11 protein-coding genes are annotated in these 12,322 nt (G+C 63.5%); 6 read left to right on the forward strand and 5 right to left on the reverse strand.

Annotation, left to right across the window (positions count from 1 at the left end; translation table 11 throughout):
* Positions 1-19: 19 nt before the first annotated feature.
* On the reverse strand, positions 20-1,381 hold the full coding sequence (locus AC07OJ_RS17820; RefSeq protein ID WP_495094907.1) for an MFS transporter: 1,362 nt from the start codon (positions 1,379-1,381) through the stop codon (positions 20-22).
* Between the two features lie 338 nt (positions 1,382-1,719).
* Between AC07OJ_RS17820 and AC07OJ_RS17825 the strand changes: the two genes are divergently transcribed.
* The 5 genes from AC07OJ_RS17825 to AC07OJ_RS17845 all read left to right on the forward strand — a co-directional run bounded on the left by AC07OJ_RS17825 (position 1,720) and on the right by AC07OJ_RS17845 (position 7,790).
* The gene (locus AC07OJ_RS17825) at positions 1,720-2,430 is read left to right on the forward strand and encodes a FadR/GntR family transcriptional regulator (RefSeq protein WP_106803141.1); all 711 of its coding nucleotides are present in this window, start codon (positions 1,720-1,722) and stop codon (positions 2,428-2,430) included.
* A gap of 24 nt (positions 2,431-2,454) precedes the next feature.
* Positions 2,455-3,150 carry a tRNA (adenine(22)-N(1))-methyltransferase TrmK gene (locus tag AC07OJ_RS17830; RefSeq protein ID WP_213552810.1) on the forward strand — a complete coding sequence of 232 codons (696 nt, stop codon included), beginning with the start codon at positions 2,455-2,457 and terminating at the stop codon, positions 3,148-3,150.
* Positions 3,151-3,279: 129 nt separating this feature from the next.
* A complete protein-coding gene (locus tag AC07OJ_RS17835) occupies positions 3,280-3,570 on the forward strand; it encodes a DUF3144 domain-containing protein (RefSeq protein WP_495094908.1) in 291 nt (96 codons plus the stop codon).
* A 220-nt stretch (positions 3,571-3,790) separates the two neighbouring features.
* On the forward strand, positions 3,791-5,848 hold the full coding sequence (locus tag AC07OJ_RS17840; protein WP_495094909.1) for a methyl-accepting chemotaxis protein: 2,058 nt from the start codon (positions 3,791-3,793) through the stop codon (positions 5,846-5,848).
* 202 nt (positions 5,849-6,050) lie between these two features.
* Positions 6,051-7,790, forward strand: coding sequence for an OPT family oligopeptide transporter (locus tag AC07OJ_RS17845; protein ID WP_495094910.1), 1,740 nt, complete (start codon positions 6,051-6,053; stop codon positions 7,788-7,790).
* Positions 7,791-7,800: 10 nt separating this feature from the next.
* Here AC07OJ_RS17845 and AC07OJ_RS17850 read toward each other — a convergent pair whose 3' ends face one another.
* Positions 7,801-8,427 (reverse strand): LysE family translocator, encoded by a 627-nt coding sequence (locus tag AC07OJ_RS17850; RefSeq protein WP_495094911.1) that lies wholly within the window; start codon positions 8,425-8,427, stop codon positions 7,801-7,803.
* Positions 8,428-8,568: 141 nt separating this feature from the next.
* On the opposite strand from AC07OJ_RS17850, the gene AC07OJ_RS17855 reads away from it, so the two are divergent.
* Positions 8,569-9,195: a glutathione S-transferase family protein gene (locus tag AC07OJ_RS17855; protein ID WP_065904430.1), complete on the forward strand. Its 627-nt coding sequence runs from the start codon at positions 8,569-8,571 to the stop codon at positions 9,193-9,195.
* Positions 9,196-9,236: 41 nt separating this feature from the next.
* On the opposite strand, the gene solA is transcribed toward AC07OJ_RS17855, so the two are convergent.
* The 3 genes from solA to AC07OJ_RS17870 all read right to left on the reverse strand — a co-directional run bounded on the left by solA (position 9,237) and on the right by AC07OJ_RS17870 (position 12,310).
* Positions 9,237-10,421 (reverse strand): N-methyl-L-tryptophan oxidase, encoded by a 1,185-nt coding sequence (solA, locus tag AC07OJ_RS17860; protein ID WP_495094912.1) that lies wholly within the window; start codon positions 10,419-10,421, stop codon positions 9,237-9,239.
* A 181-nt stretch (positions 10,422-10,602) separates the two neighbouring features.
* Positions 10,603-11,862: a hypothetical protein gene (locus AC07OJ_RS17865; protein ID WP_495094913.1), complete on the reverse strand. Its 1,260-nt coding sequence runs from the start codon at positions 11,860-11,862 to the stop codon at positions 10,603-10,605.
* Between the two features lie 97 nt (positions 11,863-11,959).
* Positions 11,960-12,310, reverse strand: a complete 351-nt coding sequence (locus AC07OJ_RS17870; protein WP_065904434.1) for a hypothetical protein — start codon at positions 12,308-12,310, stop codon at positions 11,960-11,962.
* Positions 12,311-12,322: the final 12 nt, after the last annotated feature.

The following is a 12,322-nucleotide window of genomic DNA, read 5'->3' on the forward strand; positions in this document are numbered from 1 at the left end:
GGCACGTTCCTGGATAAGGTCAGAGAGGTTTGCTGATGGCTGCGCCCACGGGCACAGCGCCGGGCGAGGCCAGTACGGCGGACGGTGAGGTCTTGGCAAAGAACACCAGGATTGCGGCGAGCACTGATGTGCCTGCCAGGCCATAGAGGCCGCCCTGGATCGAGCCGGTGGTCTGTTCGAGGAAGCCGAAGGTGGTCGGTGCGACGAAGCCCCCCAGGTTGCCGATGGAGTTGATCAGCGCGATCACGGCTGCAGCGATGCGCACATCCAGATAACCCTGGGGGATCGGCCAGAACAGCGAAGACGCCGACTTGAAGCCGATGGCTGCAAAGCAGATCGCCACGAAGGCGAAGATCGGCCCGCCGGTGGTGGACATGAACATGCCGGCAGCGGCAATCAACAGCGCGGCCGCGACCCAGGCCTGCTGGAACTTGAACTTGCTCGACAACGACGCGAACGCGTACATGGCGATGATCGAGATCAGCCACGGGATCGAGTTGAAGAAACCGACCTGCACATCGCTCAGGTCGCCCATCTTTTTGATGATGCTCGGCAGCCAGAACGTCGCGGCGTAGATGGTCAGCTGGATGCAGAAGTACAACGCGCAGAACAGCAGGATCTGGCGATCCTTGAGCAGCTTGCCGAGCGTCGGCTTGACCGTGGTCAGGGCTTCACGCTCGCGCTGTTCCTGGTCGATGGCGCCGACCAGTGCGTCCTGTTCTTCGCGGGTCATCCATTTGGCGTCGTGGGGGTTGGAGTCGAGCCAGAACCACACGAAGAACCCCAGCGCCACGGAGGCCAGGCCTTCGATGGCGAACATCCATTGCCAGCCGTGAAAGCCGAACCCTTCGATCTGCAGCAGCGCGCCGGAGAGCGGGCCGGAGATCAACGAGGCCACCGCCGAGCCGCTGAGGAAAATCGCGATGGCTTTACCGCGCTCCACACCTGGCAGCCAGCGCGTGAAGTAGTAGATCACCCCAGGAAAGAACCCGGCCTCGGCCACGCCCAGCAAAAAGCGCAGGATGTAGAACTGGGTTTCGTTCTGGATGAACGCCATCAGCGTGGCGACGATGCCCCAGGTGAACATGATGCGGGTCAGCCAGATGCGCGCGCCGACCTTCTGCAGCAGCATGTTGGAGGGCACTTCGAAGAGCGCGTAGCCGATGAAGAACAACCCGGCACCCAGGCCGTAGGCCGCAGCGCCGATGCCGAGGTCGTGCTCCATGTGCATGCGCACGAAGCCGATGTTGACCCGGTCGATGTAGTTGAGGATGAACATGATCACGAACAGTGGGAGCACGTGGCCCTTCACTTTGCTCACGGCGCGCGCGAGGACTGAATCACTTTCTGGAGCGGCAGATGCATGGCTTGAATTGTTCACAATTCAAAACTCCCCCTGATTTATTTTTATGCGGGTTTGCGTGTCTTGTTGATAGACATCATACAAGTGATTTTCCGAAGGCTGCAATGCGGTCGTGAGTGAATTTGTTCTTATAAGGCCGATGATCGACAAGTTATTTTGGTTATGTTCCAGTGTTTGCTTGCCTTTTAGAGGGCGTCGGTACCTAGGAATGATGCGAGCGCCTGACGCTGGTGGTGATGCGTAAATAAAGGGCTAAGATTAGTTGTCATACAAGTTGAGCTGGGGCAAATCAACCCAGCCGTGTCGCCGGGCGGGATGTTAAGCTCGCACCAGCCCAACCCCGTGGACCCGCAATGATGCCGATTGATAGTGGAATGCCCGTCCGTAGACGCTCCAACAACCTCGCCCAAGGCGTGGTCGACGCGCTGACCCAGCGCATCCTGCTCGGGCAGTTGAAGCCCGGTGAAAAGCTGCCGTCGGAATCCACCATCGTCCTTGAGCATGGCGTGAGCCGCACCGTGGTGCGCGAGGCCATTTCCAAACTGCAGGCGTCGGGTCTCGTCGAGACCCGTCATGGCATCGGCACCTTTGTGCTGGCGCAACACGCCCGCCAAGGCCTGCGTTTGCACGTGGACACGGTTGCCAGTGTGCGCAACATGCTCGAGTTGCGCCTGGGCCTGGAGGTGCAGGCGGTTGCGCTGGCCGCGTTACGCAGGAGCGACGAACACCTGGCGCACATGCGCACTGCGCTCGACGATTACCAGGCGTCGCTGGCCAACAACGACAGCTGCGTCGAAGAGGACAAGCGTTTTCACCAGTTGATCGCCGAGGCCACCGGCAATACCTTCTTCACCGAAATCATGCTGCACCTGGGCAATGCGATGATTCCGCGCACTCAGCTCAAGGGGGATGAGCGTGGCGGTGCGGACTTTGCCCAGCTGGGGCAGTTGGCGAACCTGGAGCATGAGGCGATCTTCAACGCGATCAAGCGCCAAGACCCGGACGCTGCCCGCGCCGCCATGGTGCTGCACCTGACCAACAGTCGGGATCGGTTTTCGGGTGAGTAATTTTGTGTTGATAAGGAACGGCTGTTGAACCCACATACATTGTCCATGCGCCTGGAGCGCGTGGCGGCGAACGTGCCCGCTGGCGCGCGCCTGGCCGATATCGGCTCGGACCACGCTTACCTGCCAGTCGCGTTGATGCGCCGCGAGTTGATCACCGCGGCGGTAGCGGGGGAGGTGGCGACCACGCCGTTCCATGCGGCTGTGCGCACTGTGCGTGAGAATGGCCTGGAGCAGCACATTACCGTGCGCCTGGCCGATGGACTGGCGGCGATAACGCCGGCGGACCAGATCACCGCGATCAGCCTCTGCGGCATGGGCGGCGAGACGATTCGCGACATCCTGGAAAGTGGCAAGGCACACCTGAGCGGCCGTGAGCGCCTGGTCCTGCAGCCCAATGGCGGCGAGCAGCCGTTGCGTCAGTGGTTGATGGACAACGGTTACGCGATCCTCACTGAAGAGCTGCTGCGCGAAAACCGCTTCTACTACGAAATCATTGTGGCCGAGCGTGCCCCGCCGGTGAGTTATACCGCTGAGCAGCTGTATTTCGGCCCACTGCAGATGCAGGCGCGCAGCCCGGAGTTCCTGGCCAAGTGGCAGCGCATGCTGCGCCAGAAGCAGAAGACCCTGGCCAGTTTCGAGCAGGCGCGGCAGGCAGTGCCGCAGGAGAAGGTGCAGGAGGTTGCGCGGCAGGTGCGGTGGATCAGTTCGCTGCTGGCCTGATGCGTTTTGGTCGGCGCCGGGCCTGCTGTCGGTGGTGTTCTTGAGCAGGCTGGCGCCAGGCCGGGCTCCTACGTTGGCGGGGGGTATGGTTCAATGGCGGCCATCATTCACTTATCCTGGACATCCGCCATGGCAGACGCCACTGACCAAGCCTTCTATGACCGTGCAGACGCGCATATCGAATTGTCGAACGAGCAACTCAAGACCTGTGAAAACCTCGGCGAGGTCAGCGCCTCGATGATGTTCGGCACCACCCGTTTCAATGCCTGGGCGAGTGCGCGCAACTTCAAGTCCGGTGCTGAAATGGCCGAGGCGCGCGAGGCGATGTTGAAGTATTTCTGCGATCAGTACCGGATGATGCTTGAAGATAACCTCGACGATCACATCAATAATTTCAGCCAGTACATGATGGTGAAATAGCTCACTGTTACAGGTGTGCCCAGACCTTGAGTGCTTTTGCCCCATTTTCGCGCACACCTCACCTGCCTTTGTGCGTCACACCGTCTATTTCGGGGCACGCTCCCTGCGGCCCGTATCTTGCTAGTGCCTTCCCAATCAATGACATGGCATTTTGCCGTTAGTCATTTCAAGGCTTCGCCCACCGCTGTACGCGTGGGTTGTTTTTGGGGAGTAGTCGGACATGCACAGCCTCTTGTCACCCGGTATCCGCCTGCTCGGGCGTTTCGGCTTTGCGCGCAAATTCCAGATCCTGTTTTTCCTGTTCATGCTGCCCCTGGCGGGCAGCCTGTGGATGATTGGGGCGGACTATCGCGACAAGTTAACCGTGATTTCCAGCGAGCAATCCGGCGTTCGGCAACTACTGGCCCTCGATGCGCTGGATGCCCAACTGACCGCCCAGCGCAACCTGGCGGCGCGCTGGAAGGCCGCGGACATCCTGCACGCCCCCACCCCCGCGGCGAAGGCGGCGATGGACAAGGTCGATGGGAATTTCCCGCTGATCCTGCAAAGCCTGCAGGCCCTGGGCGAGTCGCTGAAAAGCCAGAACGCCAGCGCCGACACCCTGGCGCGCTTCGAGGCGCTGCAAGCCACCGTCAAGGGCATGGACTCGCAATCGCTGCGCACCGTGGGCTGGTGGCCGGACGGATATGACCGCTTTACGTCGGCCCTGACCGCGATGCAAACCCTGCGCGAGCAGATCACCCTGGACGCCGGCCTGATCCTCGACCCGTGGCTGGAAACCTATTTGCTCATGCAGATTTCCACCCAGCACAGCCCCGACCTGATCGAGCGTATCGGCCGCATGGCCAGTGTCGGCCAGTCGTCCATCGCCTCGGGGCAGTTCACCCTGCAAAGCCGTTTGCAGATGCGCGATCTGCGCGGTCGCATCGGCGATGCGCGCGACCAGCTGGTCAAGGCCGCGGCGTCGCTCAAGGCCAAGCAATACGCCGGGCTGGAGCCCTGGACAGCGCAATACGACAACAGCCTGCAACAGCTGGATAACCAGCTCAAAGTCCTCGACGACGGCGTGTTCGGCGGCACCATCAAGCTCGACACCGCAGCCTTTGAGGGCAGTGTCGACGCGATGCTCGACGGCCTGGGCGCGCTGCGCAACCAGTCGCTGACGTCGCTGGACGCGCGCCTCGGTTACTACCGCGACCGCTCGCTGCAAAAATTTGTCCCGGTGGCCGCGACCTTCAGCTTGCTGGCGTTGGCGGCGCTGTACCTGTTCATTTGCCTGCAGGCTTCAATTCGCCGCAGTGCCAGCGGCATCACCACGCTGGCCGAATCCCTGCGCGACGGCAACCTGTGCGTGGAAGTGGCGGTGGAAGGGCGTGACGAACTCGCTGCCATCAGTACCGCGCTCAACGTCGCGGTGGTGCAGTTGCGCACCAGCCTGCTGGGGGTCAACCATGAAACCCAGCAGCTCGGTTCGGCGGTGCTCACCCTCAATACGCAGTCGGGCAGCACCCTCACCGAGGTCGAGGACCAGCAACAGCAGATCAGCCAGATCGCCGCAGCGGCCACCCAGTTGGCCGCGACCTCAATGGGCGTCGCCAAGAGTTGCGAACAGGCCTCGGGCAGTGCCCAGCAGACGCGGCGCATCGCCGAGGACAGCAGCCGCGACAGCCAGCGCACCACGGCCAGTATCCAGCAGCTCAACCAGCGCCTCACCGACACCGCCGATGCGCTGGAGCAAGTCAGCCAGCAGGGCCAGCAGATTCAATCGGTGGTCGATACCATTCGGGGCATCGCCGAGCAGACCAACCTGCTGGCGCTCAACGCAGCGATCGAGGCCGCGCGCGCCGGCGAGCAGGGGCGCGGCTTCGCCGTGGTGGCCGATGAAGTGCGCAGCCTGTCGCAGCGCACCCAGGCCTCGACCGCGCAGATCGCCGGCACGGTGGACAGTCTGCGCGCCACGGTCAGCCAGGCGGTGAACCTGATGGGCGCCGCGTGCGAACAGGCGCTGACCGATGCCGAGTCGGTCACCGGGCTGGGCACGCGCCTGGGCGAAATTGCCGGCGCAGTGCAGAACGTCACCGACACCCTGGCGCAGATCGCCACGGCGGTGGAGGAGCAAGCGGCGACGGCGGATGAAGTCAGCGGCAATATCCAGCAGGTCGACCAGGCGGCAGGGCGCTTGCTGGACGGTGCGCGTGCGGTCAATCGCGCGGCGGACACCCTGAGCAAAGGCAGCCAGGCCTTGAGCGACAACACCGCGCGGTTTCGCCTGGCCTGATCCGGTGTGGGGGCGGGCTTGCCCGCGAATGCGCCGGGTCAGCCACCGCCTCCCTCACTGACCCGCCGCGTTCGCGAGTAACCCCGCCCCCACGGCACAGCAGCGGTATTTTCAGCCCCCGGTTATGTTCGCCACCTGAACCTTCGGTGGATACAGGGCTCACTTGTTAGGTCGCCCTGTTCCCTTGCCGAAAGGAATCCGCATGCCTGCAACCTCGCCAACGCTGCCTCCGTGCGGCCCTGTCGAACGCGAACTCAGCCTGCGCGCTGTGATCACCGGGAGCGTGCTCGGTATCCTGCTGACGCCCTCCAATGTGTACGCCGGGTTGAAGATCGGTTGGTCGTTCAACATGTCGATCATTGCCCTGCTGGTCGGTTATGCCATCTGGCAAGGCCTGGCCCGGCGCACTGCCGAGCCACTGCCGTGGACGCTGCACGAGAGCAATATCAACCAGACCGTCGCCTCGGCGGCGGCGTCGATCATCTCCGGCGGGCTGGTCGCGCCGATCCCGGCCTACACGCTGCTGACCGGTAACCAACTGGACGCACTGCCGATGATCGCCTGGGTGTTCTCGGTGAGCTTCCTGGGGATCTGGATCGCCTGGTACCTGCGGCCCTCGTTGCTGAATGACAAGGCACTGAAATTCCCCGAAGGCATGGCCACCCTCGAAACCCTCTTGCACATCTACAACCACGGGCGCGAGGCCGCGACACGCTTGAAAGTGCTGCTCGGCGCCGCGCTGCTGTCGGGGCTGGTGAAGTGGGTGGACACGTTTTGGTGGGCCATCCCGCGCTGGGCGCCGAGCGCATCGCTGGAGCGCCTGACCTTCACCGCCGACCCGTCGTTACTGCTGGTGGGTTTTGGCGGCATCATCGGTATTCGCGTGGGCCTGACCCTGTTGCTGGGGGCCTTGCTCGCGTGGGGCGGCCTCGGCCCTTGGCTTTTGGCGCAGCACCTGGTGACGTTGCCGGCCGACAGCAGTGGCCCGCAGTTCGCAGCGTTGGTGGAGTGGTTGCTGTGGCCGGGCGTGAGCCTGATGGTGTGTTCCACCTTGGCGTCATTGGCGATTCGCTTGTGGGCGTTGCGCGCCGCCACCCAGGCGGCGGGCGGGCGCACCTGGAGCGTGCCCCGGCCAGGGCCGGCTGCGGGGTTCGTGTTGTCGATCGTATTGGTCGTGTGCCTGCAGGCGGTGTTGTTCGGCATCAACCTGTGGATGGCATTGTTGACGATTCCCTTGGCGATCTGCCTGGCCGCCGTGGCCGCGCGGGTGGTGGGCGCCACCGGTATTCCACCGATCGGCGCCATCGGGCAGCTGTCTCAATTGAGCTTTGGCATCGTCGCGCCCGGCCAGGTGCCGATCAACCTGATGAGCGCCAACACCGCCGGCGGCTCGGCCGGGCAATGCACGGATCTGATGAACGACTTCAAGGTGGGCAAGGCGATTGGCGCCACGCCGCACAAGCAGGTGATCGCGCAGATCCTGGGGATTTTCATCGGCAGCATCGTCGGGGTGTTCGCCTACCTGGCGTTGATTCCGGACCCGCACGCCATGCTGCTGACCGAAGAATGGCCGGCGCCGGCGGTCGCCACCTGGAAAGCCGTGGCGCAAACCCTGACCCATGGCCTGGAGTCGCTGTCCACCAGCATCCGCTGGGCGATTGCCATCGCGGGCCTGGTTGGCGTACTGCTGGGCATTCTCGACAGCACACTGTCTACCCAGCGGGCGCGCTACCTGCCCAGCGCTGCTGCCCTGGGCCTGGCCTTTGTGTTGCCGGCGTCGGTGTCACTGATGATGGCGCTCGGCGCCATCCTCACCTGGCTGGTGAGCTGCCGCTGGGCGAGCCTCACCGAACGCTTCGCCATTACCGCCGCCGCCGGGTTGATTGCGGGGGAGAGCATCACCGGTGTCGGCGCGTCGTTGTGGGCCATGGTGAATGGCTGATCACGCCTGTCTAGCGCTGTTGCAGGGCGATTTTCAGCCCCAGGCCCATGAACAGCGTGCCGATGATCTTGCCTTCCCAGCGCCGCAGCCGGGCCAGGCCTTTGATCATGCGGCTCAAGGGGCGAATCGAGAGTGAAATCAGGCTGGTGTAGACCGCGCTGAGTCCCGAGAAAATCAGGCCGAGCACCACGAACTGGAGCAGGGACGAGCCGGATTGCGGGTGGACGAACTGCGGCAGGAAGGCCAGGAAGAAAATCGCGGTTTTCGGGTTCAGCACCTCGGCGCCCACCGCCTGGAAAAACGCCTGCGTCGGCGTCACCTGCGGCAGGTCTGCGCGTGCGTAGGTGCTGGTCTTGGCCATGAACGCGCGAACCCCCAGGTAGACCAGATAACAGGCACCCGCCCACTTCACCAGATTGAACGCGGTGGCAGAGGTCATCAGGATCGCCGACAAACCCAGCGCCGCGCCGAGCGTATGGATCAAGTCGCCCGTGGCCACCCCCAGCCCGGTCGCGATACCGGCCTTGCGTCCGCCCTGGACGGTACGGGTGATTACCAGCAACACGGCAGGGCCGGGGATCAGGAACAGGCCGATGACCACGGCTATATAGGTGATGAGCGCGGTGAGTTCAAACATGGCGAGCTGTCCAGTTGAAGGCAAGGCCCTCAGTTATCCTCAGGTTTGGCATGAATGCAATACTGTTTGATTCAGGGCACTCCACGGCGACGGCGTAGTCTTGTTCTAGACACCCCTCACTCTCGTCCTGCGGAGCTTGCCATGATCACGGTCCACCACCTCAACAACTCGCGCTCACAGCGCATCCTGTGGCTGCTCGAAGAACTGGGCCTGCCTTACGAGATCAAGCGCTACCAGCGTGACCCGAAAACCAACCTGGCGCCGCCGGAACTCAAGGCCATCAACCCGCTGGGCAAATCCCCGGTGATCGAGGACGGCGCGCTGGTCCTGATCGAGTCCGCCGCGATCATCGACTACCTGATCCGCCGCCACGGCGCAGGCCGCCTGCAGCCCGATCCTGCCACGGCCACCTACGACAAGTACGTGCAATGGCTGCACTTCGCCGAAGGCTCGGCGATGCTGCCGTTGATGCTCAATCTCTACGTCGGCCGCCTGGGTGAGGCGGGCGCGCCGTTGCATCCACGGATCGAGTCGGAGCTGGCCAACTACCTGGGATATTTGAACGATGTGCTGGCGGATTCGCCTTACCTGGTAGGGGATGAGTTGAGCGGCGCGGATATCCAGATGAGCTTCATCGGTGAAATCGCCAAGGCCCAGGGCAAGCTCCAGGCCTACCCGAACCTGGCGGCGTGGGTGCAGCGCTTCCAGGCCCGACCTGCGTACCGCAAGGCGGTGGAGCAGGGCGGCGAGTACGCGTTTGCCAAATAAACTCAGCGCAGGCGAGGCCTATCCGCCTCGCCCCCAGCGTTTTACTGCGGCGCTAATGCCTGGCCTGCAAACCGCTTCAGCGAAAACGCCGACAGGTCCAGGTCGCTCGAACCGCGGATACACCACTGCGCAAATGCCTCGCCCAGTGCAGCCGAGTGCTTGAAGCCGTGCCCCGAGCACGGCGACACCACCAGGGTGTGTTGCAGTGTGGGGTGCTGGTCGATGATGAAATGGTGATCCGGCGTCACCGTGTAGGCACACACCGCCGACTTGACGACTTTGGACGTGACCCCGGCAATACGGCCTCGTACCTGCTGCGCATACATTGCCTGCTCCTCAGCGGCCGAGACCGTGCGGTCGAGTGTTTCGGGGGTGGACGCGGTGTGGTACTGCGCCGTGGCAATCTTCAACGTGCCCTCGCCGGGCAATGCCGGGAAACCGTAGTTGGTATTGCCCTCGCCCTGGCCGTGCGTAAGGATGTAGGTCGGTGATTTCCCCACGAGGTCGGCCCCCGGCTCAAGCTCGAACCAGAACAGCTGCTGCCGATACACCTTGAGCAGTTGATCAAACGGCGCGCCAAGCAGGCCGCCGGCCCAGTTGCCCGCACTCACCACCAGCTTGTCGGCCTGCAGCGTGCGCCGGTCGGTGGTCACGGTGACGCCGTGATCGTCCGCGCGGATAGCGGTCACGGTCTCGCCCTTGTACAACGTGGCGCCGTGCTGTTCAGCCAACCGGAGCTGCACCTCGATGCAACGCTCTGGCCGCACAAAGCCGCCGCCCGGTTCGTAATAGCCGATGGCGCTGTCCGCCACGTGGGCGAATTGCGCAAAGCGCTGGCGAATCTGCGCCGCGTCCAATACTTCATGTTCGATGCCGTAGGTGTTGGCCAGGCCAATGGTGCGCAAGGTGAAGTCCGATTCATCGCTGGGGTCGAAATCATCGCGAGAGGTCAGTACCAGCAACCCGGATTGTTCGAACAATGCCTCCCCCGACGCGGCCTCAAGCTCACGCCAGATACGGTGCGAGTTGCGCACGATGGGCACGTACTGCGCGCCTTCACCCACCGACAGCCGCGTGATGCGGGTGTCGCCATGGCTGGAGCCGAAGGTATGGGGCGGATGATGACGGTCGATGCCGGCGACCTTTACCCCGGCTTTGGCCAATTGGTACACGGTGGCGGCACCCATGGCGCCCAGGCCGATGACCAGCGATTCATAACGTTCCACTGTCGATACTCGCTAGAGAGGGAGGGCGCTTAGTTGAGGGCAACGGCGGCTAAAATACAATGGGGGGCGGGGGGGGTCAGGCCGGTCAATGTGCGCTTGGGCGAAACCGGGAGCGTTTTTTGCGAGATGCGAGCTTTGCGTTGCCGGTGAAGGGTTCACCGGCAACCGATAAAGCTGCCGGTCAGCGCACCACGTCCAACGCGGTAATTTCATTCACATAGTGAAATTCACTCGACGTCGATTCCAGCGTCAACGCGACGCCCAGGTCCTCGATGAAGGCGCGCGAGGTTTTGTAGTCGCCCTGGTCGCACGCGAGCCGGATGGCGTCCCCGGTCAGCGTGGCAAACACCTGGCGCGCCGGGAAACGCTCGCCGACCTTGCAGGTCAACGTCGTGTCGTGCGGTTTGTCGGTGGGCTTGGCCGGCACATTGACCATGCTCAGGTGAGCGGTCAGCGTCTGGCCCGGCGTCCAGCTGGTCGGCAGCTTCAGCTCGGCTGTGCGGGTTTGCAGCACCCGCCCGTCACCCACGCCGTTCATCTTCGATTTCAGCTGGATCAGGTCGGCCTGCATCAGGCGGTCGACGTTGAAGACCGGCCCGTAGACCTCGTTCTTCACCAGCAGGCCGCCCTCGGCCTTGAGCGTCACCGACGTCGGCGAATCCTCGCTGCCGTCGCCCTTCTTGGACAGGTAGGTGTAGCTCAGCGTCTTGAACTTGGGTTGCAGCAACGGCGAGTCGAGGCGTTGCAGCACGGCCGCCGGCACCTCGACATCGCCGAGGCTGGTTTCAACCTGGGTACGCGGGTAGTCGACCGGCGCGATGTCCGGTCGCAACATCGCCAGCAGCGCCGCGTTGACCCCACCCTGCACCGAACAACTGATCCGCGACTGCGTGCCTTGCTTGCCTTCCGGTTCGATGATCAGCACGCGCTCGACATTGCGCGTGCCCGGCGCCTTGCCTGGCTGGGGCTTGATCGAGCGCCAGCTGTTGCCGACCTTGAGCTCGCTGCGGGTGTATTCGTGTTCGCCTTTGAACAGGAAATTCGGTTGGTCCAGCAACGGCGCCAGGCGCTGAGCCACCTCATCGATATTGCCCTGCGCAATGAAGCCCCAGTAATAGTAGAGCCCCAGCGGGCCGAGGTCGGCGACCTCGTCGTTATAGGCCAGCAGTTTCAACCCGGCGATCGGCGGCGCGCTGACCGGCACGGCGTTGGCGTTGCGGTTGGTGCGATCTTTCACCGCGATCCAGGTGTAGTTCTTTTCCTGCTTTAGCGGCGCATAGGCCTGCCAGGCATCGCGATGGGTGTTCAAGCTGCTGAAGAAACTCGCGTCGCAACGGGCGAAGGCCTTGAGCGTGTCGGTCAGGGCGGCGTCATCGGCGTGGGCAAAGGACGGTGCCAGCAGGGCGCAGGCGAGGACGAGGGCGGACGCAGGCAACTTCATCGGGCGGGATTTCCGTATCGAGGCGGGGAGGTGGGCATTATCCAGAAATTGAGCGCCAGCGCAGTCAAAATGTAGGCATTGTCGAGCGTGTCGCCTTTCAGCCCAGGCGTACACGCCAATCACCGCCGTGCTGCAGGCGGCATTCTTCTTCGCTGTCAACGCGTACGCAGCGGTCCAGACGCACCGCGCCAGCTTCGGCTGCGGCCAGCGCAATGCCGGTCAGCTCACGCAGGCGCTGGTCAGTGCCGGCGGCGAGGGCCTGGTCTTTGCTGGCGCGGGTGTCGAACACCCAGATCACCCGCAGGCTTTGGGGGAAGGCGGCGTAGTCGACGGTGTGGGTCAGCCACTCGAAGCCGGGGATTTCGGCTTTGGCGGTTTCGCAGGCGTCGGTGAGGGTGGCGACGAGGCGGCGTTCCAGGCGCGTGGCTTCGCGTGGGGTCAAGGGCATGCGGGGCTCCGG

Source organism: Pseudomonas sp. GW821-FHT09C08 (genome assembly GCF_059418125.1).

Excerpts from the sequence above, each read along its gene's own strand:
- AC07OJ_RS17825 (WP_106803141.1), top strand. The coding sequence starts at position 1,720 with ATGCCGATTGATAGTGGAATGCCCGTCCGTAGACGCTCCAACAACCTC.
- AC07OJ_RS17835 (WP_495094908.1), top strand. The coding sequence starts at position 3,280 with ATGGCAGACGCCACTGACCAAGCCTTCTATGACCGTGCAGACGCGCAT.
- AC07OJ_RS17840 (WP_495094909.1), top strand. The coding sequence starts at position 3,791 with ATGCACAGCCTCTTGTCACCCGGTATCCGCCTGCTCGGGCGTTTCGGC.
- AC07OJ_RS17845 (WP_495094910.1), top strand. The coding sequence starts at position 6,051 with ATGCCTGCAACCTCGCCAACGCTGCCTCCGTGCGGCCCTGTCGAACGC.
- AC07OJ_RS17850 (WP_495094911.1), bottom strand. The coding sequence starts at position 8,427 with ATGTTTGAACTCACCGCGCTCATCACCTATATAGCCGTGGTCATCGGC.
- AC07OJ_RS17855 (WP_065904430.1), top strand. The coding sequence starts at position 8,569 with ATGATCACGGTCCACCACCTCAACAACTCGCGCTCACAGCGCATCCTG.
- AC07OJ_RS17865 (WP_495094913.1), bottom strand. The coding sequence starts at position 11,862 with ATGAAGTTGCCTGCGTCCGCCCTCGTCCTCGCCTGCGCCCTGCTGGCA.
- AC07OJ_RS17870 (WP_065904434.1), bottom strand. The coding sequence starts at position 12,310 with ATGCCCTTGACCCCACGCGAAGCCACGCGCCTGGAACGCCGCCTCGTC.